Annotated in this window: 22 protein-coding genes and 1 riboswitch; of the genes, 16 read left to right on the top strand and 6 right to left on the bottom strand. The window is 46.7% G+C overall.

All coding sequences use genetic code 11. The annotated features are described in order from the left end of the window. Nucleotides 1-46: 46 nt before the first annotated feature. The 5 genes from ACQCN2_RS22150 to ACQCN2_RS22130 form a co-directional block, all read right to left on the bottom strand. The gene (locus ACQCN2_RS22150; RefSeq protein WP_426931139.1) at nucleotides 47-1,342 is read right to left on the bottom strand and encodes a DUF4129 domain-containing protein; all 1,296 of its coding nucleotides are present in this window, start codon (nucleotides 1,340-1,342) and stop codon (nucleotides 47-49) included. After that, entirely contained in the window at nucleotides 1,339-2,523 is a 1,185-nt protein-coding gene (locus ACQCN2_RS22145) for a DUF58 domain-containing protein (protein ID WP_426931138.1), read from the bottom strand. Before ACQCN2_RS22145 ends, ACQCN2_RS22150 begins: the two co-directional genes overlap by 4 nt. Continuing rightward, nucleotides 2,524-3,465 carry an AAA family ATPase gene (locus ACQCN2_RS22140; protein WP_426931137.1) on the bottom strand — a complete coding sequence of 314 codons (942 nt, stop codon included), beginning with the start codon at nucleotides 3,463-3,465 and terminating at the stop codon, nucleotides 2,524-2,526. It lies immediately after the preceding gene. A 97-nt stretch (nucleotides 3,466-3,562) separates the two neighbouring features. Then, on the bottom strand, nucleotides 3,563-4,795 hold the full coding sequence (locus ACQCN2_RS22135) for an MFS transporter (protein ID WP_426931136.1): 1,233 nt from the start codon (nucleotides 4,793-4,795) through the stop codon (nucleotides 3,563-3,565). Further along, a complete protein-coding gene (locus ACQCN2_RS22130) occupies nucleotides 4,782-5,846 on the bottom strand; it encodes an ArsR/SmtB family transcription factor (protein ID WP_426931135.1) in 1,065 nt (354 codons plus the stop codon). The genes ACQCN2_RS22135 and ACQCN2_RS22130 overlap by 14 nt, the downstream gene beginning before the upstream one ends. Nucleotides 5,847-6,327: 481 nt before the next feature. Here ACQCN2_RS22130 and ACQCN2_RS22125 point away from each other — a divergent pair, with 481 nt between their 5' ends. From ACQCN2_RS22125 to ACQCN2_RS22080, 10 genes are all read left to right on the top strand, one after another. Then, nucleotides 6,328-7,689 carry a sensor histidine kinase gene (locus tag ACQCN2_RS22125; RefSeq protein ID WP_426931189.1) on the top strand — a complete coding sequence of 454 codons (1,362 nt, stop codon included), beginning with the start codon at nucleotides 6,328-6,330 and terminating at the stop codon, nucleotides 7,687-7,689. Further along, a complete protein-coding gene (locus tag ACQCN2_RS22120) occupies nucleotides 7,682-8,305 on the top strand; it encodes a response regulator (RefSeq protein ID WP_426931134.1) in 624 nt (207 codons plus the stop codon). The genes ACQCN2_RS22125 and ACQCN2_RS22120 overlap by 8 nt, the downstream gene beginning before the upstream one ends. A gap of 18 nt (nucleotides 8,306-8,323) precedes the next feature. Further along, entirely contained in the window at nucleotides 8,324-9,487 is a 1,164-nt protein-coding gene (locus tag ACQCN2_RS22115) for an HD-GYP domain-containing protein (protein WP_426931133.1), read from the top strand. 502 nt (nucleotides 9,488-9,989) lie between these two features. After that, nucleotides 9,990-10,532: a signal peptidase I gene (locus tag ACQCN2_RS22110; RefSeq protein WP_426931132.1), complete on the top strand. Its 543-nt coding sequence runs from the start codon at nucleotides 9,990-9,992 to the stop codon at nucleotides 10,530-10,532. After that, a complete protein-coding gene (locus tag ACQCN2_RS22105) occupies nucleotides 10,529-11,797 on the top strand; it encodes a TasA family protein (RefSeq protein ID WP_426931131.1) in 1,269 nt (422 codons plus the stop codon). Before ACQCN2_RS22110 ends, ACQCN2_RS22105 begins: the two co-directional genes overlap by 4 nt. A 41-nt stretch (nucleotides 11,798-11,838) precedes the next feature. Continuing rightward, on the top strand, nucleotides 11,839-12,447 hold the full coding sequence (locus ACQCN2_RS22100) for a hypothetical protein (RefSeq protein ID WP_426931130.1): 609 nt from the start codon (nucleotides 11,839-11,841) through the stop codon (nucleotides 12,445-12,447). Nucleotides 12,448-12,460: 13 nt separating this feature from the next. Next, nucleotides 12,461-13,246 carry a hypothetical protein gene (locus tag ACQCN2_RS22095; RefSeq protein ID WP_426931129.1) on the top strand — a complete coding sequence of 262 codons (786 nt, stop codon included), beginning with the start codon at nucleotides 12,461-12,463 and terminating at the stop codon, nucleotides 13,244-13,246. Nucleotides 13,247-13,481: 235 nt separating this feature from the next. Continuing rightward, nucleotides 13,482-14,243, top strand: coding sequence for a TasA family protein (locus tag ACQCN2_RS22090; RefSeq protein ID WP_426931128.1), 762 nt, complete (start codon nucleotides 13,482-13,484; stop codon nucleotides 14,241-14,243). 298 nt (nucleotides 14,244-14,541) lie between these two features. Further along, a complete protein-coding gene (locus ACQCN2_RS22085) occupies nucleotides 14,542-15,081 on the top strand; it encodes a signal peptidase I (protein WP_426931127.1) in 540 nt (179 codons plus the stop codon). Nucleotides 15,082-15,194: 113 nt separating this feature from the next. Next, complete coding sequence (locus ACQCN2_RS22080; protein WP_426931126.1) at nucleotides 15,195-15,803, top strand: TasA family protein; 609 nt, start codon at nucleotides 15,195-15,197, stop codon at nucleotides 15,801-15,803. Between the two features lie 124 nt (nucleotides 15,804-15,927). On the opposite strand, the gene ACQCN2_RS22075 is transcribed toward ACQCN2_RS22080, so the two are convergent. Then, nucleotides 15,928-17,214 carry a homocysteine synthase gene (locus ACQCN2_RS22075; RefSeq protein WP_426931125.1) on the bottom strand — a complete coding sequence of 429 codons (1,287 nt, stop codon included), beginning with the start codon at nucleotides 17,212-17,214 and terminating at the stop codon, nucleotides 15,928-15,930. Between the two features lie 112 nt (nucleotides 17,215-17,326). Further along, a riboswitch (SAM riboswitch) is annotated at nucleotides 17,327-17,435 on the bottom strand. Between the two features lie 212 nt (nucleotides 17,436-17,647). Between ACQCN2_RS22075 and ACQCN2_RS22070 the strand changes: the two genes are divergently transcribed. The 6 genes from ACQCN2_RS22070 (at nucleotide 17,648) to rnjA (ending at nucleotide 23,348) form a co-directional block, all read left to right on the top strand. After that, nucleotides 17,648-18,973, top strand: coding sequence for a cytochrome ubiquinol oxidase subunit I (locus ACQCN2_RS22070; protein WP_426931124.1), 1,326 nt, complete (start codon nucleotides 17,648-17,650; stop codon nucleotides 18,971-18,973). A gap of 20 nt (nucleotides 18,974-18,993) precedes the next feature. Next, nucleotides 18,994-20,004 (top strand): cytochrome d ubiquinol oxidase subunit II, encoded by a 1,011-nt coding sequence (locus ACQCN2_RS22065; RefSeq protein WP_426931123.1) that lies wholly within the window; start codon nucleotides 18,994-18,996, stop codon nucleotides 20,002-20,004. Between the two features lie 112 nt (nucleotides 20,005-20,116). Beyond that, on the top strand, nucleotides 20,117-20,431 hold the full coding sequence (locus ACQCN2_RS22060; RefSeq protein WP_426931122.1) for a rhodanese-like domain-containing protein: 315 nt from the start codon (nucleotides 20,117-20,119) through the stop codon (nucleotides 20,429-20,431). Nucleotides 20,432-20,515: 84 nt separating this feature from the next. Next, nucleotides 20,516-20,929, top strand: coding sequence for a FixH family protein (locus ACQCN2_RS22055; protein WP_426931121.1), 414 nt, complete (start codon nucleotides 20,516-20,518; stop codon nucleotides 20,927-20,929). Nucleotides 20,930-20,942: 13 nt separating this feature from the next. After that, on the top strand, nucleotides 20,943-21,578 hold the full coding sequence (locus ACQCN2_RS22050) for an SCO family protein (protein ID WP_426931120.1): 636 nt from the start codon (nucleotides 20,943-20,945) through the stop codon (nucleotides 21,576-21,578). A 120-nt stretch (nucleotides 21,579-21,698) separates the two neighbouring features. Beyond that, nucleotides 21,699-23,348 (top strand): ribonuclease J1, encoded by a 1,650-nt coding sequence (gene rnjA, locus ACQCN2_RS22045; RefSeq protein ID WP_426931119.1) that lies wholly within the window; start codon nucleotides 21,699-21,701, stop codon nucleotides 23,346-23,348. Nucleotides 23,349-23,412 lie beyond the last annotated feature (64 nt).

Below are 23,412 nucleotides of genomic sequence, written 5' to 3'. Positions count from 1 at the left end.
GAGCCTAGGAGGGTGCATTGTCATTGTCCAAGCAGGAATGCAATGGTTAACCGAGCTTGCGCAGTTGTTCCAGACTGTGCTTCAATTGTTGAATTTCCTCAGGTGTCAGAGCATCCTGATCATAGCGGTGGCGCTCATAATAGGCAGTAATTTGCACAGCAATAGCTTTTTTCTCCTGATCTGTCCAGTAAGTCTTCACGCGCCTCAAGAATTCGGCAGGTGTCTCGCTTGCTTCGATGATCAGACCCAGTGAGGCCATATAGCGCAAGAATTGCTCATACTGCTGTCGGACCACGTCTTGCTCAGTTGATTGGAAGCGTTGATAGAACGAACGTAGCTGATCCTTGAGAGAAGGAGAAGCGGATAGGTGCTCCAGCGATTGCGTCGTCTGATTCTTCGGTACGCTAATCGCCTGTCCTCCAGTTGCCGCCAACTGCTTGCGCCGCCACATGATTATCCCAAGCACGATGGCAAAAATCAGAATGGACCCAGCAATCAGATAAGGCTCCAGCTGTTCGATGAGTGTAGGGCTTTGTTCGACAATGTCTTTTCCTTGGATGTCACCGTTGGAATTCATTTGGGAGATGATTTGTTGAGTGTTTTTGCTTTTGCCGATGATGGCACTCAGTTTGTTCACTCCGATCATGATGAGCGCGATAATCGGGTCCATGACCAAGGAGAGAATCTGCCCCAGGGGTTTCTTGATGACTTGCCAGATGAAATAGAAGAGAGACAGAACCGCTCCAGCGGAAACTAGATAGCCCAACACCATGAGAAGCTGAGTAATTACCACTTGTGGCACATATTGTGAGAAGGCCGCTCGAGAGATGGATAATGCCTCTTTGTGTTCTCTGGTCATATATTCGCCCCAACGAATGAGCATGTACCAACCCAATAGAGTAGATAACTGCCAGAAGATCGGAACACAGTCAATGTGAATGATCACAAAATAGATGAGACAGGTAGCATAAAGTAATCCGGCCAAGAGAAACCGCTTCAGATAGTCCTGTTCTGTGAACTGATTGGACATAGCAAACTGGATTCGCCAGTAAAATAGGCCAGAAATCACTAGGGACAGAATCAATCCAAACGCTTGATAGGTCATATACAAGACGATTGCCACCAGCGGATAGAGCAGCACGTGGTAGATGATACTGCCGTTACCGCCTTGATACAGCCAGCATCCCAGGCTGATCAAGCCAATCCCGAGAAACGTCAATTCGAGCAAATTGCTGGTTGTACTATCGACAAACAAGCATAAAACGAGTCCACCAACGACCAGATAAACTTCGAGCGACACTAGCAGGATCGAGCGGAGCAGGAGCATGGTTTTGGTTGTCATGAACCGACCACTCCTTTTCGCGCGAATGGAGCTACATCCTGATAGGAAATCGTCTCTTGAGAAGAGTCTAGTACCACAACCTCGTGTCCGAGGCGAACCAAGCGCTGCATGGCTGCTTGAAGCTGATCATCAAGCCGCGGAGTCACAAACAGAATCGTTTCTTTGGAAGTGCTTTGCTCCAATCGATGAAAAATAGCGAGTGGATGAGTTGGAACAAAATGATGCAACCGCGCAAGATGCGACATGACTTGTACATGATGGGATTTGCCGCTGCCTTTGGGGAAGCGGTAGAATTCCTGACCTCTTAGTTTGACACTCAGCAGAAGCTCGTACGCTGTTTGGCTTCGGCGACAAGAGGTGGCAAGCGACGCGATGATGGAAATGGTTCGCTCATTGATCTCGTCGTTATATTGCTGAATTCTCGCTTCATAGCTTGGCAGGATATAGCCAACGATCCGCCATTCGGCGTGTGCTGTGTATTCGAACTGCTTGGTGTGCAGCGAGAGGGTTTTGGCGCTTGTTTTCCAGTCAATGTGCTTGAGACGGTCACCCGCTGAGTAAGGGCGAACCCCGCGCATGAACGTTGGGTCGGTATGCAGTCTTTGCTTCGCCAGGCGATTTCCCAGCGGTTGAGTCGTTCCCATGGTCAGAGGCGGAACGGAAACGACCTCAGGATAAATCAGCAAGGTGAACGTAGACGGGATGTCGATTGGAGAGACATTAATAGCAAATGGACTGACGATCTCTGCCTGTACCTCCGTCATCCATAATACGCCTCGTTTGTTCGGGATGATGGTGATCGTTCTGGTGACTTGTGATCGTCTGGGAATGCTGAGCCAAAGTTTAACCGTCCACCGTTTGTTCGCCAAGGTGAGTTCATCCGCATCGGTTACCTCAACGTGCTCTGGCAAAGCAAAGTGGATACACGTACGTGGAAGCGGCAGCCACGATTTATTCGTGAATCGGATCAACAATTCTACAGAAGTTCCCGGCATGACTCGAGTGGAGTCGGTTTGCAGGGAGATTTCTACGAGTTTGCGAATGTTGGCTAGCCACAAGCGTTCAAGGACTACAAGGAACAGGAAGAATCCTCCGAACAACCAGAGAAATGGACTACCCGAGACGAAACCGAACAATAAAAAAGTACTTCCCAATAATTGCAGAGATTGCCGAGTATTCATTTAGCGAACGCCTTCTTCTACCGGAGCTGGGGTGGATTGCAGGATTTCGTTGATGATTTCGGCTTCGGTCACATGTAATTCGGCTTCCATCGTCAAAACAATTCGATGGGTAAAGAGGGCAGGGACAACTTGTTTGACATCATCGGGTAGGACAAAGGATCGTCCATTCACATAGGCGTAGGCTTGGGATGCTCGAACTAGAGCGAGCATGGCCCGAGGGCTGATTCCCACTTCTACAGATTTGTGCTGACGAGAGGCTTCGGTGAGATCGATGATATAATCTTCAATCGCCTCGCTGACATGAACCTGTTGGACTTCGTTTTGCATTTCGGCAATTTGTTGAATGGTCACTACAGGCTCTACAATCTCCGCTTGTTGGTCTACGCGGAAACGACGCATGATTTCTCGCGCATCCTCCCGATTCCCATATCCCAACGAGATGCGGAACAAGAAACGATCTAACTGGGCTTCCGGAAGCGGATAGGTTCCTTCTGATTCAATTGGGTTTTGGGTTGCGATGACGAAGAAGGTGGACGAGATGGGAAGCGTGATTCCTTCGATCGTGGCTTGTCGTTCTTCCATACATTCCAGCAAACCGGATTGGGTCCTCGGAGTGGCGCGATTAATCTCGTCAGCCAACAGAATGTCCGCGAATACGGGTCCTTTTCGCAGCTCGAACTCACCATTTTTGGGATTAAAGTAGTGAAGGCCCACCACATCGGACGGCAAAAGATCGGAGGTAAACTGCAACCGGTTAAAGCAGCCGCCAATCGCTTTGGACAAGGTTTTGGCCAGGACGGTTTTTCCCATTCCAGGCAAGTCCTCAAGCAGAACATGGCCCCGCGCCAACAGAGCGGTGACTAGCAGATTGATTTGTTCCTCTTTTCCGACAATGGTGCGATTAATGATCTGAATCAAGGGTTGAATGCTTTTCTGGGACATATGCGCCCTCCTTCTTTTTGGGAAAATAGGTAATTTTCATTATAAACAAAAAATTAACGAGAATGGAGGTTAATCCCCAATATTTGTAGATAAATAATTATAAAGAGTGGTCAGGGGAATGGTCGCTGTGAGTCAGGTTCATCGGCAAGATTAGTCCCACTATGCCCATCAGAAGGATAATTCCTCCGATCATGCCGAACAGCTGCCGGGTTCCCCAAAGCTCCGCCAATGATCCGCCAGCCAGTACACCCAATGGCATCGTGCTGCGAACAACGAAGAGACGAACGGAAAAAACTCGCCCGCGCAAATCGTTCGGCACCAGCCGCTGAAACAGGTTGGTGCTTCCGACGTGAAAGAAGGGAGCGGTCAGCCCCGCCAATGCTTCGATCAGGATAGCCACTAACAGATCATGATTGATGGACAAAGCGATAAAGCTTACGCCTCCTAATGAAAAAGCCGAGAGCATTGTGATTTTGCCGATTCCAACCTTTATTCGGGCGAGAAGAACGGTCCCGATAAAATAGCCAAAGGGGTATCCGCCGATAAAGAGTCCGTACATAAAGGAACTGCCTCCTAGTTCGTCTGTTATGTAAGGCAGATTGATCACCATCGTAACTCCTACGGCAAATTGGATAGAGGCAATCCACACACTTAAGAAGACCAGTACCGATTGTTGGAAGTAATACTGATACCCGCTCTTCAGTTGTTGCCACCAGCTATCTTGAAGTGGATTCTTAGGTGAGGAAGTCAGTCCCAAACGAGACAAGCAGAGAGCAGAGAGTCCATAAGCTACCACCACGATGATGAGCGTCTGCTTTACCCCAATGGCCGCCAAGAGCAGTCCACCAATCATCGGGCCCAAGAACATCATCAGTCGCGTGGTCCCGTCCAGATAGGAATTCCCCGCGGTTCTTTGCTCAAGAGGGACGACCTGCGGCAAGGCAGCCATACTGGAAGGGGAGTATAGCGCTTGAATGGTCCCGTTTAGACAGGATACGAGATAGAACAGCCACGGCTCCAGATGTGACCCGATAGCCAGTAGACTCAACAGACCAAAAAGAACGGCGCGTGAAAGCTGAGAGAAGACGAGCACTTGCTGACGGTTCCAGCGATCCAGATAAGGGCCAGACAGCATCTGAACGAGCAGAGAGGGCAAAAGATAAGAGAGCCAGATTCCTCCCATGGCTGTCTTGGAATGGGTAGCTTCATAGATGAACCAGGTCAAGGCTAGTGTCCCCAGGCTTGCGCCAAGAGTGGAAACAGTCTCTCCCAGCCACAAGTTGATAAACCTCCAGTTATGAGAAAGAAGAACGGGCTTAGAGGGTCTCATCCGTGGTTCCTCTTTTCAGGTATTGCAGGAGTTCCGCATCGGCTAGGGATAGCAGGGAATGATTCAATCCGTAGAGGTGATCCTTGGTTTCGACAAGATAGGCCGATTTGAGCAAGGCCAGGTGGTGATGAACGGTCGATTTAGCAATCTCGAGGATATCAGTTAATTCGTGCAGTGACCGATTCTGTTTATAAAGAAGCTTGAGAATCCGCAGCCTTGTTTCATCCCCCAAAGCCTTATAGCGTTGCACAAGGGCAAGGGGAGGACGGTACTGATCTTCTTCCCAGTCGAGGCTTTGGTCGGCAACCGGATAGTAGAGAATCTTGGTTCCTTCCATATCGGCCTGAATCGTCCATGGGCGATAAGCATAGTGCGGGACGAGCAACACACTCGTGACGGTTGGTTCCGGTGGATAGGAGACGCCTCCTGTGGCCCATCTGACAAAATCCTCGGGAGCAAGGTTTGGCAGCATGGCTTGTTTCTGCTTGATGTCTCTTGTGAGGATGCTCATGGTGTCAGGGGCATGAACGAGCAGATATTGATCATGCCAAAGCTGAATCAACACAATCAGATGTCGCCGCAGTTCTTCCCCGTCGACCCCCGCAACAAAGCGGATATAGGCAGGAAAGAATTGATGAAGCTGACAAGTAGCCACCAGAGCTTCTGTCGCAAGAGCATCTCCATGCGCGGATTTGCGACGATCTTCCTGGCTCGACCCACCCAGAAAGGGAAGGGACAGATAACGAAGTTCCTCTTGGGACAAGGTTTCCAAATACCCAATAAAAGTGTGAATGTCAACGAAATCCTGCTGGTGCAGAAGCTGAAGTAGGGTCTTCCAGGTATTATTTCGTTCACAGTATTCCAGCTCGGTTTGCAGTTGTTTGGATAATTGACTTGTGGTTTCCTTCCAGTATGCCTCGGGTTTCTCCAGAGTAGCGTGCATTTGGGGATAGGTAGCAATCGCAATACCTAACGCGCATTCGAAAAGAACCGAATACGTAAAACGAATTTCGTAGCTTGTCCGTCCATAGGTAAGATCAAGAATATTCAAGCTGGATCGTCTCCTTTTTCCGAATACTGGTTATCCAAATTCTATAAAAATCGAATGATAAGTTCAATAAATTTCGAATGTCTAAAAATCAATTGATACTCAGTGGAGAAGATTCAATCCCATTAAAATGTCAGATTATGTTGTTGTTCCTTACTAGAAAATGACTGAGATTTCGACAATATACAGCTATTGTCAGGTCTATAGGCCTGTCGTACTATTAAATTTATCACTTGGAAATTGTCATCCAATTTTAACAATTTTACGAAGAGATGGGACTGTAATCATGCTGGGTTCAGTTGGAACATTGCGTTTATATATAATCATGGTTCGGTGGGTCTTGTTCTTAACGGGATTTTTGTTTTATGTCCGAACGTTTTCGGATGGTTACCTTCTTCTCATGGGCCTCTTTGCTCTTAACGTGATGTACACTTTTTTTTACTTTTACCGATTGCCGAGGAGCCTCTGGGTCTTCTTGATCCTGGTGGAATTGGTGTTTGATACACTTCTGGTTTCTCAAACGGGACAATGGAACAGCCCTTTTTTACTCTATGCCTATACGACATTGGTTTGGTTGGGGACATATCTCGGGGGAAGCTGGCTGTTTCTCATGATTTTCTCCACACTTTTAACGATCTTCATCAGCGCGTTTTTCAACATCCATCGTCTTGTACTCCCAGATAAAATCTATTCTCAGGTTCAATACGTCCTTCAGATGCTGCTTTGTACAGGAGTTTTTTTGCTTACTCAGTTTGGCAGAATGCAAGGAAAACAAATCTACCGTCAAATTCTGGTACTGCTCACCTTTCAGCGCAAATTGGCCAGAACCAAGAATCTGACCCAAATCAATTGGCTTACGGAAAAAGTAATCAAGCGAATACTCGGCACGAAACAGGTCTTCGTGTGTTGGCTACAGCACCGCGAAGGAAGCAATGAATGGGTTCGGGCCTACTATACCTACACTTTGGTGGAAAATGGGTTGATTCACAATCGGAAACCGCTCGTCCACACGTTTACGGATTACATGGGAAAGGAAGGGCAAGCCTACTATTTTCCGTTAATTCGGAAAAATGAAGTAGCGGGAGCGATCCTGATTCCGCTTGAATCAAGAAAACTGGTCTGGAATGGAGCCTTTCTCATTCTTCATTTAATCTCCATTTCTATTCTCAACCAAGAGCGGCATATACATATGAGGCAAGAGATGGAGACTGCCATGCAACTCGAAGTGCGCAAAAAGATGGCGCAGGATATGCATGATGGTTTGGCGCAGCAGCTGTTTTTCGTCTCCGCCCAGATTTTCCAATTGAAACAAAACCTACCCGAGGATGCTCCAGAGCAGATGAAGGCAGCCGTCCTGAAAATGGAGGGGCAGGTCAAGGATTGCCACCTGGAAGTCAGAGGCTACATTCACCATCTGCGAGACGATCGAGAAGAGGGGCATATCTTTGACGCGATTGAACAGCTGCTCCATCGGTTAACGAAAAACAGCAAAATGCAAGTCAACTATTCAACCAAGGGGTATACCTCTCAAGAAAGATTTGAAGTAGAGGAAACGATTTATCGCTTTACAGAGGAGGCTGTATATAACGTATTAAAGCATGCGAGAGCGACTTCTCTGGAAGTCAATCTGGAGGTTACAGCGGTTCAGTGGACGATTCGAATCAAGGATGACGGAGTGGGCTTTACCCCAGAAATCGTCGAGAGCAAAAAGAACAGCTATGGGGTAGTGGGTATGAAGGAAAGAATGGAGCGTTTTGGTGGAATATTATCGATCCGTTCGCAGCCGAATCAAGGTACGGAAATCATTGCGATTATTCCTAGAGAGGGTGGAAAGAAGTATGCCTAATATACGAGTGCTTTTAGCGGATGATCATCGGATCGTGCGAGAAGGATTGCGCATGATTCTGGAGTCATCCCCGCGGTTTGAAATCGTGGAGGAAGCGTCGGATGGGGATGAGCTTGTCGCAAAATCGCTGATAAGCAAGCCTGATCTGATCGTGTCCGATTTAAAAATGCCGGGCCCTTCTGTCATTGACAGCTGTAAAAAACTGAAGGAGCAGCTTCCCGAGGTGAAAGTAATGATCCTGACCGCGTTTGATGAGAGTGAGGATATTTTTCGGGCGCTCGATTCTGGAATTGACGGGTATATCATGAAAGATACGCTGCCTGAGCAGATCGTAAATACGATGGAAATGGTGCTTATGGGGTATTCCTGTTTTCAGCCAAAATTGAAGCGTTCCAAGAAAGAAGAAACGGATGATTTGGTTTTGACAGAGCGGGAGCAGGAGATTTTTCAATTGATTATTGAGAATTTAAGCAATCAGGAAATCGCTCAAAAATTATATATTTCAGAAGCGACGGTAAAAACCCATGTGAGTAGTATCTTGCGAAAAACAGGTCAGCCCAATCGATCGCAAGCTGTGCTATACGCGCTGAAAAAGGGGTATGTACAGGTGTCGTAATCGGGGAAGGGGATTCGCATGCTGAAGAATAATGACGCTTCCAGAAGATTAGCTGATCGGTTTATCTTCTGGTTGTCGACACTGGTGAGCCTGAACCTTGTTGTGCAATGTATGAACGATTTGATCGAGTCAAATATGAAGTCGGGTAAATTTACGATCGGGCTTGCGGTTTGCGCGTTGATTTTTTGGATGTTTTATTTTATACATCGGACTCATTTGTTCAGTCGTACCTTTTCTACACATGGTACGGCATTTGTTTGTCTGCTTTTGTTTGTTTTTCTCGGATTTTATAATCCCTATCAAACTTCTGCCCTGGGCATGATCTTTTTGTTTTATCCGGTCATGATGAGCCTGTTTTCGGATAAAAAATTATTTCTTGGCTGGAGTATGCTCTCGTATCTGTTCCTGGCCGTTTTTCTGTTGCACGAACCGAATGGGCGGCAGATCAGTGGACTCGACAAACAAAACGTGATGGAGTGGGGCTCGTTGGTGTTGGGGAGCTTCATTCTGGGATGGGTCATTTTGATCCACTTCTCCTATGTTCGCGGCATATTCCGTCAAGAATGCGAGGAACGAAATAAAAACTACGTGTTCCGCATGCTTCATTCCTTGATCCCGATTGTAGAACGTAAGTCTCAGACATCCGCGAAGGAAATCGAACAGATGGCGGGGCTGATCAAACGAATCATCTCTGAATTTGCTGAAGAAGACGTGCAGGATTGGGAGATTCAATTGATCTCGTTGGTTCATTATGTAAGCCGAATCAAATGGCCGGACTACGTATTTGAGAAACAAGGGAAGCTGACTAGCTATGAATACGAGATTGTTCAGGAGCATTGCTATATGGGAAGAGATCTGCTGGGTGACTATCCATCCTTTAAACGGGTGATCGAGGCCATAAGCTACCATCATGAGCGTTTTGATGGAACGGGATACCCCTTTCAACTAAAGGGAGAATCTATTCCGTTATTGGCGCAAGTGCTTGGAATTGCCGAGAGCTATCTGGCAATGACGACCCCTCGTTCTTATCGGGAAGCCCTTATGCCAGAGGAGGCCTATAAGGAGATCAAGTCGATGGAGGGCATGGGTTTTGAACAGAAACTCGTCAGGGCCTTGGGTCTTGCCCTCCATTTTAGGGAACCCGTCGAAAACGATTCCAAAGTCACACATCTAGTTGGATAACAAGCTTCAATCTCAAGAGGGAGGGGAGTTCCTTCCCACATCGGATACTCGGCGCCTCTTCCTTTTGTTACCATGAGAGGAAAGGGCTATAACGGAGGGAACGCGATGTATCAGAAAAGGTGTGATCGTTGTGCAAGGCATTCCTATAGCAGTGACAATTTAGGACGCTGGGTATGCCCTTACTGTAACCGAGATATCAGCCATGTCAAAGAGGGGGCGACTGAGTCTTGTGAACATCAGAATATGTATGTGGTAAAAGATCTGTTGAAAGAAGACTCTGCCTGAGTAGTAAGGAATACAACGCTTCCGTTGGTAACGGGGGCGTTTTCATTTGAACGGAAATCGTCTAATACTTCAGGATGAGACGCGACTAGCTGTCAGGATGATCCAATTGATCCCGTCAGGATGAATAAGATCACTCTGATAGGAGTAAATTGTCGTACCCATGGTGGAAGATAGACGACTTCTGGATCAGTAGAATGAGAGTAAGGGGTGGTGTGCATTGAAGAAGATACCGATGAAGCACATAGGTGTAGGATTTATCAGCCTATTTATTCTGATGAATCTGTTCTTCGGGCTTACCCCCAAGCTGAATTCGGATAAAATGCCCGGGATTGGCAAGTGGAGGGTGCTATCCGTGTTAACGGGAAGCATGACACCGATGATTGATGCCGGAGATATGGTGATCGTCGCCAGGTTTGAGGATGCCAAGCCGGCTGTTGGTGACGTGGTAACCTTCTGGCAGGATCAAGCGAAGCAATCCCTCATTACGCACAGAGTCACACAGCGTCTGGATAACGGATTTCTGGAGACCAAAGGAGATGCCAATCATGAGGTGGACGGAGGATGGACGCCACCGGATCTGGTCGTAGGGAAGGTTGTCATGACACTTCCCTATGCTGCGAACCTGCAGAAATTCATCCAGCATCCCTTCGGATATATAACGGTAGTGCTGCTGTGCGGTTATTTCATCTACCGGGACAAGAAGCGTAAAGAACCTAAAGCAATCCCTAATGTTCAGATAATCGAGGAGGAACGTATATGAATCGTGACGTGTTAGTAAACATGAAAAATTGGCCGTGGAAAAGAGTCCTGATCGGAGCAGCAGTTGTCTCCTCAATTGCGATCAGTTCAAGTTTCGGTACATACGCCTACTTCACGAGCGAGCAGAATTCGTCTACGGCGTTTGCTGCAGGCAAATTAGAGATTGGCTTAGGGCAAACTCAAGCTACTTTCAAAGCGGAAGATGATAAACCATTCATGCCGGGAGTTCGTTTCGAACGAGATTTAACGGTTGAAAACCGCAGTGACGTACCAGTCAAATACGCGATATTGGCAAGCAAAAGCTCTGGAGACGATGTGGTCTATAACCAGCTGATGGTGGAGATTCGAAGCAACGGCGGTAATGGAGATTTGATTTATACCGGCAAAGTCAATCAGTTGTCGGAAGCCAATGTGGTTATTCCGAGCATTGAGAAGAATGGGGAGAGCGCCCTGCACTTTACCGTCTATTTGCCGGAGAGCGCGGGTAACGAGGTTCAGCAGAAGAAAGCGGAGGTTGACTTCGGCTTCCTCGCTACGCAGCAGGAGAATGGCGAATACTTTGCGCAAAAAGGTCCAGTCATTACGTTATCCCCACAAGAATTATCAAGTGATATGAAACAAAAAGCGTTCCAAGCGCTTAACGATAAGGTAGATGGCGCCACGTTTATTCTGGCGGAAGGCTCGTATAACATCGATGATCTGACCCATTTGCCTAAACACGCGACATGGAAAGCCGAGAAAGGAAAAGAAGGCAAAGTCATCATCCAAGCCAATGGAACGAAGGTCGAAGAGGTTACAATGGATGGTCTGAAAATTCATGGTGGTATTCAGGTCGGCTCTCATGTGAGCATCGTGAACTGCGAATTTGATGGAGGGGCAGAGAATATCATCCAGACAGCACAAGCTACTTCCGATTCGGCATCATGGGAAGGATTGACCATTAGAAAGAGCAAGTTTGTCGGGGGCACCAATGCGATCATGCTAGATCAAGCGATTATCGGTGTTGTGATTGATAACAACACGTTTGAGCAAGTCAATCATGCAGTGATCGCGTCAGACAACAAGAAGTCTCAGCTTCAGATCATGAACAACGATTTCAGCAAAGTAACAGATGCTGCGGTAATTGGTGGGACTAATCGGATTGGCGATGGGATCGAAGGGTTCAAAGAATTGGTGGAGAGCGATCGGAGGATGAAAAAACTAGCGCTGCACCAGTTAAATCTGGATGTATACCTTCAAAACAATCAATATTCTACCAAAGAATAAGTACGAGAAAAATAGATGTTGCGTGGAAGGAGCAGACGGCGTTGAAAACCAGAGACCGATGGATTAGTGGCGTTTTTCTCTTCGGAGTTGCCGTCGCTTTATATGGGCAGCCAACTACAACCTACAGCTGGATGTGGAACGAAGTAAAAGATGTAGGGCATGAGTTCTCAGTAGGGCTGCTCGATATTTCTCACAGTTATTTTGGTAACCAGTGGACGGTGATTGAAGGAGGAAATCAAGCGATCAACTTATCTAAAATGATTCCAGGGGATGCGAGACGATTAGAAGCGACCCTCTCCAAAGGGAGTAGTGATCTAGATTTTCTTTATAAGATCGTCGCAACAGTAGAAGACGGAGCAAAGCAAGGGTCTGCCGAGAAACTGGCTGCTGTGCTGCGCATAAGAGTGGAAAGAAGCGGTGAAGTCATTTTTGATGGACCCATTCAGCAACTATCGCCAGTAGAGGGAACAGTAGCTCCCAAAAATACGACTGAGGATTCTATGAGCAAAAACGATGCAGACAAAAAATTTGTGATTACTGTGTATGTACCTGAAAAAGGGCTCGATGCATCCTTTCAGGGTTTAAATGCCCAAGTATCCATACGATTCTTGGCAAAACAGGCAACTTCAAACGCTGTCTATGGAGGATAGGAGGGAAGTGTACATGAAGAAATGGACTGTTTATGCAGCTGTCGTGGCCTCTCTCTACTACTGTCTTCCTTTTGATACCACCTTGTCCTTTCTTACCAGTGAAAAAAGCTATACGGCTCCTATCTCCCTTGGAACTAACGACGATATATTCGAAGTAGATAACAAGCCGATCAGGCTAGAAACGACCGTCAAGAAAAATATCAAGATAAAAAAAGAAAAGCAGAGTGACGGATCTTCTAAAGAAAGCAAACAGGCAAATACCAATGTGTCACTTGGCTCTCAAGTCATTATATTCATTCCCCAACGTCCTAACCTCAGCTTAGATGTCAGTAACTTCAAGATAAACGGATTCCCTGAAGGCACAGTGAAAGTAGAAGCGGCCCAGCTGCCGAATACTTCTGATTCTTCAGCGAGGATGGTGTTCCGCATTTCTCATTCGATCAATTCTGTTGAGTTCAAATCCTCCCAGCTAAAAGGTGAGATGCATGTTCAAGCGCTAGGGGGGTTCTATGATCTGAAAATACCTCTTATTCTGGCCACCCACTATAATGAGGACACGATTGTGGAGGAAACCAAACCTGATGTACAGCAGCCGCCTGTACAAGAGACGAATCCGACAACCCCAACTCCTCCCGCTAACCCAGAACCTGTGACTAACCCAGAACCTGTGACTAACCCTGAACAATCAGCACCCAAGAACGACTCTGAAACCTCACCGAAGACAGAGAATAGTCTTGGAACGGTGATTGTCCCAATGCCATCCCCTAATCCTCCTGATGGGACCAAAAGCAAAAACTAAAAGTCCTTTGAAGAGTAACGATACCTTCAAAGGGCTTTTCCTGTTCTATAAGTGTCGAGTGCTACCTCCAGCATCCGCCTTCAGGATGATAAGGCTGGAGATAAGTTGTACGCCGAAATCCACCGCTTATCGCATAATGTTCAGCTTGATGAATGAAGCTGAAAAAGCTCACGACAACTACAATGAGTTTTATAGGCATATGTTTGGACACTAATAACCAAGGAGGAAACAAACCATGGGCTTAACAAAACAATTCGCGCTGACATTAGCTTCATTAGGACTGGGAGCAGCGCTAGTTGGAGGCGGGACGTTTGCGTGGTTTAACAGTACGCAGGCCATAGAAAAAAATAAGTTTGAGGCAGGTACGCTTGACATGAAAGTGGCGGCTGTTAATGGATATCAAATGAATTTTGACTTGTCTAACCTAAAGCCAGGGGACTATATGACGAGACGCTTTAATATCATCAACACAGGTTCATTGGATATTAAAGAAGTATTAATGAGTCTTAATTTCGATCCGATGAAGGATTTCCATGAAGGGCAAGATTCAAACGGAAAAGAAAATACGAATAATCCAGGAGATCGTAAAGCCAGCGCTCTCGATTACCTTAATCAGTATCAAATCGATGTATTCCGCACAGAAGCGGATTCTCCTTACAACACCAGTGATATGGATCTGCTTAGACAGCTGAAATGGAGAGTGGGGAAGAGTTCCGTTACGTTAAAGGATCTTTATGAATTATGCAAAACCGATCGCTTTGATATTGCCTATCGCAACCTGCTAAATCCCAAACCGGGTTCACAGCAGCCTGATAATGATGTGATTGAAATAAAACTGAGTTTCGTAAATAACGATCAGAAAAATGCAGATGGAACTTACCTTCAGAACAAGTACCAAGGTGATTCGATCAAGGTCGCCTTCATGTTGGAGGGAACACAATTTGAAGGAATCAATCGTAAGGAGAACGGAGATAAACCGCCAATTCTTATCGACTAAATAGGTAAGGGGTGTAAGGAGCTGATCGCATGTCGCCGTCAGTTCCTTTTTTTGTTCATCTAATGCTCTGCTGCCATCATCGATAAAGAGTTCTTGGTTACTAATTCGTGCGTGTAGGGATGATTCTCCTACTTTGGTATGAGGTGATGGGAAGCAAAGTCGTACATGAATACCATACAGTCCATCTATTCTTTTTCAACCTGATGCAGGAAGTTAAGCCCATGAAAAACCCGTAGAATAAAAACTGTGAACGGCACGATCGCAAGCCGGAACGAAGGAAAGTGAGGGAAGTAAATCTGTGATCTATGTAAAAAAAATCTTATCTGTACTAACGACAACGCTGTTGGTCCTCATTGTTGCCCTTTGTTGTTTCCTCTTCGTAGGAAAGATGAATGGAGGCAAGACGACGCTGCTTGGGAATGACATTATGGTTGTACTAAGCGGCTCCATGTCACCGACCTTCAATACAGGTAGCATCGTTGCTGTAAAGCCAGTTGAATTCTCAGACATCCATAAAGGGGATATCGTCACTTTTAAGGACTTGGAACAAAGAACGATCACTCACCGTGTTATCGACATTGTAGATGGACAGTTGATAACCAAAGGGGATGCCAATGACGGGAAGGATACCTCTCCAGTATCAAAAGATCGCGTGATCGGTAAAGTACAATACTCAGTCCCCTATGCAGGATACGTGATCGAGTTTATCAAGTCCAAATTAGGGATGCTACTCTTCCTGGCAGGTCCTGGGTTGTATCTCATCATCAGCCAAATAATCAAATTGTTTAGAATAATGAAACAACAGGAAGCGGCTAACGAAGCGAAAACGCAAGTGTAAAACGAATGGCCCTAATTGGGTGATACCTTGTGGGTTGGTAATATGGCTATCCGCTTTGTTACCAAGCTTCAAGTCATCATAAATAAAAATTATTTAAAGGTGGAGGTACTACGATGAATTTGAAAAAGCAATTCGCATTAACTTTGGCATCAGTAGGTTTGGGAGCGGCTTTAATCGGTGGAGGAACTTTTGCATGGTTTAACACCACTGATAAAATTGAGAACAACACATTCGCTGCTGGTACAATGAAAATCGCTGGAAAACCAACTGCGCAAGTGTTTGATGTGAAAAACTTGAAACCAGGTGACTGGATGGAAAGAACCTTCACTGTAGAAAACCAAGGAACCCTTGATGTAAACAAACTGCTCATGAGCATGGATTACCAAGTGAACGATCAAGGCAACAATAACGGTACTGACAACTTTGATAACAACCTCAAAGTATATCTGTTGAAGAGCGACGATGCTAACATACCATTCCCAGAACGTGTTATTCTCAACCCGAAAAATGGTAAAACGTTGAAAGAATTCAAAGAAATGGGCAATTTGGACATCAGCAGCTGGTGGACTCAAAACTTCAATTTGAAACCAGGAGATAAAGACAAGATCTACATCGGTATCAAATTTGAAGATGATGGCAAAGATCAAAACCGCTTCCAAGGCGACGGTGTGAACATGACCATGATTCTTGAAGGTACTCAAACTGGTGGCGTAAAGAAATAAGGACATATCAATCCAAGGTGGAGAAACCTCTCCCCCTTGGATTTTTTGTTTAAACAGAATGAAGCTACTGTCACACTGAACCCCCATTTCGAGAACGAAAAGGGGGTTTTTGTGTCATTCTTCTTTATTTCACCGCTACCTTCAACGCCTGATCCAAATCCTCCAAAATATCCTCAATCGCCTCTGTACCCACTGAGATGCGAATCATCTCAGGGCTGACACCCGCTTTGATTTGATTTTCTTCCGTCAGCTGCTGGTGAGTGGTGCTGGCCGGATGAATAATCAAGGATTTGGAATCTCCCACGTTGGCCAGATGAGAGAAGAGTTTGACGGATTGGATCAAGGTTTTGCCTTCCTCGACTCCACCTTTAATCCCAAACGTCAGAATGGCTCCTTGACCTTTAGGTAAGTATTTTTGAGCAAGCGGGTAGTAAGTATCCGTTTCGAGTCCCGGGTAATTGACCCACTCGACTGCCGGATGCTCCGCGAGGAACTTGGCTACCGCCAGAGCATTCTGGCTATGGCGCTCCATTCTCAGGTGGAGAGTTTCTAATCCTTGCAGGAACAGGAACGAGTTAAAAGGGGATAAAGGCGCACCCAAATCACGTTGAAGCTGGACGCGAGCCTTGATGATATACGCCAGATTGCCAACCGCTTCCGTGTAAACGACACCATGGTAGCTTGGGTCAGGTGTGGTCAGTCCCGGGAACTTGCCGTTGTTCCAGTTGAAATTGCCGGAATCGACGATAACTCCACCGATGGAGGTGCCGTGTCCGCCAATAAACTTGGTTGCGGAGTGAACGACGATGTCTGCGCCATGCTCTATTGGACGGCAGAGAATAGGGGAAGCGAATGTATTATCGACAATCAAGGGAATACCGTGTTCATGGGCGATATCCGCAATGGCCTGGATATCCGCAACGTTAATTTTCGGGTTGCCAATCGTTTCAACGAAGAGCGCCTTGGTCTTCTCGTTGATCTTTTCGCGGAAGTTGTCAGGATTGGATTGATCGACAAAATGAAACGAGACTCCCAGCTTCGGCAAAGTGTTGGCAAAGAGGTTGTAGGTTCCGCCATACAAACTGCTGGAAGACACAATCTCGTCTCCTGCTCCGGCGATGTTCAGGATAGCGAAGGTGATCGCCGCCTGACCGGAAGCGGTGGCCAATGCGCCTACGCCTCCTTCTAATAGAGCGACACGCTTTTCAAATACATCCTGGGTAGGATTCATAATGCGCGTGTAGATATTGCCGAATTCCTTCAGTGCAAACAGATTAGCGGCGTGCTCAGCGTCACGGAATACATAGGATGAGGTTTGATAAATCGGCACCGCGCGAGATCCTGTTGTAGGATCTACCTCTTGTCCTCCATGCAACGCAAGTGTTTCTGCTTTCCATTGTTGGTCTGCCATCGTCATCTCTCCTTTTTTGGCCCGCTCAAGTAAGCCTCTTAAAACCTACTCAAGTCAGGAAAATGAAAAAGCCTTCTTCTGAGTAGAAGAAGGCGCGTACACAAAGTCGCTTCGTTCATCTCTCAGAATCACAGTGATTCTGCAGGATTTAGCACCTTGCATGACATCATGCCGGTTGCCGGGTTTCATCGGGCCAGTCCCTCCACCACTCTTGATGAGTTGTATGAAATTTGGGTATGTTCTGATAATGACTTAATTCTAAGCGGTCTTGTCGGAATTGTCAACTGAATAACTGAAAAAGAATGAACATCGCTTCCGTCACCAATTCGACTCGATTCATTCACACTATATTCACGTTGTTAAAATTAAAAACGAATGGATTGTGATAAAATTTGCCATACAGGAAATACCAAATACTGTAGGAGGGTGAATAATGGGACTGGATACTGCTATGCTCGCGCGAATCCTGACGGCGTTTACGCTTGGGTTTCATATTATTTTTGCCACTCTTGGCGTTGGGGTTCCCGTAATGATCTCGATTGCCGAATGGATTGGTATTCGTAAGAACGACAAGCTGTACCGGATGATGGCCAGACGGTGGGCCAAAGGATTTACGGTGACGGTTGCCGTTGGTGTTGTGACAGGTACATGTATTGGTCTTCAATTAAGCTTGCTGTGGCCAAGCTTTATGAAGGTAGCGGGTGAAGCGATTGCGCTGCCCTTGTTTTTAGAGACGTTTGCGTTTTTCTTTGAAGCCATATTTCTGGGGATTTATTTGTATACGTGGGATCGCTTTCGTAACCCGTATATACACTGGATATTTTCAATACCCGTTGTGATCGGCTCCACGATGTCCGCTTTTTTTATTACCACCGTGAACGCGTTTATGAATGCGCCACAGGGGTTTGAATTGGTGAAGGGAGCCATCCATAATGTTCAGCCAATCATGGCTATGTTTAATGCGGCAACTCCGTCCAAAACGGGTCATGTGATTCTCTCCGCCTACGCCACTTCGGCTTTTGCTTTGGCGGGTATCGCCGCTTTCCAGCTATTAAAAGCGAGAGGCGTGGAGTATTATCGCAAGGCTCTGACGTTGACAATGGTGCTTGCCTTGACTTTTTCTGTCGGAACGGCTGTCTGGGGAGATATTTCCGGCAAATACCTGGCGGAGTATCAACCGGCAAAGCTTGCCGCAGCTGAATGGCATTTTCAGACGCAAAAGGGAGCGGAATTCATCTTTGGCGGGATTTATGATCCAACGAAGCAGGAAGTAAGATACGGGGTGACGATCCCCTATCTGCTTAGCTTTCTCGCCACCAACTCGTTTCAGGGCATGGTCATCGGGCTAAATGACATTCCTCCAGATGAGCGACCGCCTTTGTACATTCATTACTTGTTTGACGGGATGATCGTCATTGGTTCGTATATGGTCATTGTTCCGTTAGGGTACTTTTTCTTTTTGTGGAGGAAGAAAAAGATGCCCAGAACTATCCTGTACGGAATCCTCTGGGGGGCTCCGCTTTCTATGCTGGCAATTGAATTGGGCTGGTTTTTTACGGAGGTAGGGAGACAGCCGTGGATTCTGGTTGGCTTTATGCGAACGAACCAGGCCGCGACAACTGCTCCTCACGTAGGTCAAATGCTGGTTCTTTTCGCTCTTCTCTATACGTTTCTGGGGATATTCGTGACGTCTATCCTGATCCGAATGTTTAAGAAATCACCAATCGAGCAGGAGTTGGCTGGTCCAAATCAGCAATAGCGGGAAGGAAGGGACAGAAGATGAACCTGGAGTTGCTTGGGATAACGGTTTTGTGGATTTTTCTGTACGGCTATATCATTGTCGCTTCGATTGATTTTGGGGCGGGGTTTTTCTCCTTCTACTCTAGGCTGATCAAGCGCGACCAATTGGTCAATAACGTGATTGCCCGTTATTTATCTCCAGTCTGGGAAGTAACCAATGTCTTTCTGATTTTTTTTATCGTCGGTCTGATCGGTTTCTTCCCGGATACCGCGTATTACTATGGAACAGCCTTGCTCGTGCCAGGCAGTATCGCGCTTGTTTTATTGGCGCTGAGGGGCTCGTTTTATGCGTTTGATCATTACGGTGCGAGAAACAGCACGGTTTATCAATTTATTTATGGGGTAACGGGCTTGTTCATTCCTGCTTCATTGGCAACGGTCCTCACGATTTCTGAGGGTGGATTCATCCGAGTCGAAGGGGGGCAGGTCATTCTGGAGATGCGCCAGCTCTTCACGAACTCCTACTCGTGGGCGGTTGTCTTACTAGCCATCGTCAGCGTGTTGTTTATCAGCGCAAGCTTTCTGACGTATTACGCGAATAAAGCCAAGGACAGAGGAGCGACTACTTTGCTGCGTTCGTTCGCGATCGGCTGGAGTCTGCCGACGATCTTTGCCAGCTTTCTCGTGTTCCTCTCTATTCGAAAGCATAATTCGGAGCATTTTGCGAAGATGCTGGACACGAGTGGGCTCTTTCTTCTTTCGTTCGGATGCTTTCTTGTCGCGTTGTCGCTTCTTCTGAAAAAGCGGAATTACGGATGGGCCTTCGTCTTCGTGATGCTTCAATTTGCGTGCGCGTTCTTCGGCTATGGAATCTCACATTTGCCGTATCTGCTGTACCCGTACATCACGATTACGGACAGCATTACAAGCCCGGAGATGGGATTTGCTTTGGTGGTCGGATTTATTGCTGGCTTGTGTTTGTTGGTTCCCTCTCTGATTTTGTTGATGAGACTATTCCTGTTTGACGCGAAATACGTTCAGGGCAAATAGCCAAAACTGTCTTGCCTAGTTGGGGATTCACCTCAAAATATGCTACAATAAGGTAATCGCTTTCTAGGCACGGTACTTAACTCGGGTTTGTCAGTAGGAGGAACGAATTTAGATGGATAATCAAGTAAAAGAAATCCTGCCTGAACAGGTGGAGACGCTCATCCAGCGGGGAGAAAAGATGCAAATTATCGATGTGCGGGAAGTGTATGAGTGGAACGAGGGTCATATCGCACAGGCGAAGCTGATTTCATTGGGAACACTTCCAGATCGGTTGAACGAACTGGATAAATCAACTCCTATTATTATGGTGTGCCGAAGCGGCGCCCGCAGCTGGAGCGCGACGGAATTTGTTCAACGATACGGATTCGAGGTGGCCAATATGACTGGCGGAATGCTGGCTTGGCAAGGAGATATCGTGAAGGAATAGGCGCACAAGGCTCGGCAATTGCCGAGTTTTTCTACATATAAGAATAAACGTGTGAAAGTTTTGAACACATGGGAGAGTGGTCTGATGAAGAAACTTGTCTTCGTGATGAGCTTGCTTGCGATAGTGGTAAGTGGATGTGGACAAGATTCCTCCCGGGAAAACAAGTCGATCCATTTGGAAGCAACGAGCAAAGAGTATACCGCTACCGTGGAGATGTCCCCCGGGAAGGTTGGCCCCAATGACTATCTGGTCACAATTACAGATGACAGCAAGCAGGTAATGCATGATGGACAAGCGATCCTTCATTTTTCCATGGAAGGAATGGATCATGGGAACAGCCAAGAGGAGCTCCATCCCGAAGCCGATGGCAAATGGCATGGGCGTGGACCGAACATTATGATGGAAGGGCTTTGGAGCGTTCAACTGGAGTGGGATCAACCCGATGGACAATCCCATAAGAAGCGGTTCTTTGATTTTTCTGCTACGATAAAAGAATAGGGGGAGAAGCTTGGTGTCACTTGATCATCAACTCGAACGTCCCAGGAGTTTTTGGAGTAAGTACTGGTTTGTCATGTTGGCCAGTGTCTTGATTCTCTTGATCGTAGCAACGGTTTCCTATCAGCTGTGGTGGGGAGCAACCCGCCTGCCCTTTGTCAAGCACATCGAGAATTTTACGTTGGAGAATCTGTCTGGCGAACCGTTTCAGTTTAAAGAACTGGATGGCAAGGTGAGATTGGTTTCTTTCATTTATACCAAATGTCCGGATATCTGTCCGGCAACCTCCAATGTGATGGCAACCCTTCAGGAAGAATTGAAGAAGCAAGGTTTGTTTGGAACTGACGTGGCGTTTCTCTCCGTTACCTTTGATCCTCAAATCGATACGGCCCAAGTGTTGGATCATTACGCCGACGCATTTCATGCGGACCGTGGCGGCTGGTACTTCTTACGCGGAGACGAATCCGCTATCAAGCAAGTGACGGATCAATTCGGGATTGGAGTAGAGAAGCTGCCGGATGGTTCTTATCTTCATACAATGCGGACGTTTCTCGTCGATAAGGATAAAAATGTCCGAAAAATGTATGGGATGGGAGCAGGCATGGACATAAATGAAATTGTGTCTGATATTGAGCGGTTAGCAAAAGAGTAGAAACAAAACGGTCATGACCGTTTTGTTTGACCGCTTGCGGTCATATCCACTTTTATGAAAAACGTCGAGACGTTTTTCACACATAATATACAGAGAAAGAAATGCGCAGGAGGAATCCAATTGAGCGAGGTAAAAATTTTTGGTTTAGGCGGTTTAGGTGAAATCGGTAAAAACATGTATTGCGTCGAGTATGAAGACGAGATCATCGTCATTGATGCAGGGGTGAAATTCCCAGAGAACGAGATGTTTGGGATTGATCTTGTCATTCCGGATATCAGCTACCTGGTAGAGAATCAGGATAAAATCAAGGGATTGTTTGTCACACATGGTCATGAAGATCATATTGGCGCCATTCCTTATGTAATGAAGCAAATCAGACCGAAGATTTATGGTGGAAGACTTACTTTGGGGCTGATTAAATCCAAGCTTGAGGAGCACCGTCTCTTAAACGACGTAGAGATTGTTACCATTCACGATGATAGTGTGTTTAATTTTAAGAATTTGCAGGTTTCCTTTTTCCGGATGAACCACAGTATTCCTGACTCCTTCGGGGTTGCGATTGAGACACCGGAAGGAACGGTTGTGCACACAGGGGACTTTAAGTTTGATATGACGCCAGTGGGACCTTCCTCTGATTTTGCGAAGCTGGCCAAACTGGGTCAAGGGGATGTGCTGTGCCTTTTGTCTGACAGTACCAACAGTGAGCGCGCCGGCTACACCATGTCCGAACGTGCGGTTGGCGAAGGAATCATGGATGTTGTCGAGAAAGCCAGAGGACGGGTTATTCTCGCAACGTTTGCGTCCAATGTCCATCGTTTGCAGCAGGTAGTTGACGCGGCCATGGAAACCAACCGTAAAATTGCCGTGATCGGCAGAAGTATGGAAAAAGCCTTCATGATTGGGCAGGAGTTGGGCTATATCCAGATGCCTGAAGGAATGCTGATTGATATCAAAACCATCGACAACTATTCCGATAATCAAGTCTTCATTCTCTGTACGGGAAGCCAGGGTGAGCCGATGGCGGCGTTGACGCGCATCGCATCCGGCTCTCACAAATCGGTGCAAATCTATCCGCAAGATACGGTTATTATCTCAGCTTCTCCAATTCCGGGGAATGCGGTCAACGTAAGCCGGACGATTGATAAGCTGTTCCGCGCGGGAGCGAATGTCGTTCACGGTTCCGTATTTGATATCCACGCGTCTGGTCACGGCAGTTCCGAAGAGCTGAAGCTGATGTTGAACTTCATTCGTCCGCGTTATTTCATCCCGATTCACGGGGAATATCGGATGCTGAAGACGCATGCGAAGCTGGCGATTCAAACAGGTGTGGACGAAAAAAATATCTTCATTATGGATAACGGCGATGTATTCCGTTGTACACGAGAAAAAACATCGATGGGCAAAGTGCCTGCGGGCGTGGTTCTCATTGACGGAAGCGGTATCGGTGATGTTGGTAACATCGTATTGCGTGACCGCAAGCATCTGGCTGAGGATGGACTGCTTGTGGTGGTGGTTAGTATCGATATGAAAAACTTCAAAATCCTGACCGGTCCTGATATCGTCAGCCGCGGGTTTGTCTACGTGCGAGGTTCTGAATCGCTCATTACCGAGGCGACGGAGATCGTGAAGAAGACCCTTTCCGAAGCCTTATCGAGAAAAGTAAAAGAGTGGTCGGAATTAAAATCGCAAATTAATCAGGTGCTCAAGCCATATATTTTTGAGAAGACTGGCCGCAACCCGATGATTCTTACGATTCTCATGGAAGTGTAATCGAGCTTACTGCAGTTCCGCCATTCTCCAATTAAGTAAATGAGGGTATAATAGATAATAAATC

The sequence above is a fragment of the Brevibacillus ginsengisoli genome (genome assembly GCF_050113715.1).
In the GTDB taxonomy this organism is placed as follows: domain Bacteria; phylum Bacillota; class Bacilli; order Brevibacillales; family Brevibacillaceae; genus Brevibacillus_H; species Brevibacillus_H ginsengisoli.
This window is presented reverse-complemented; position numbering and strand designations above follow the sequence as displayed.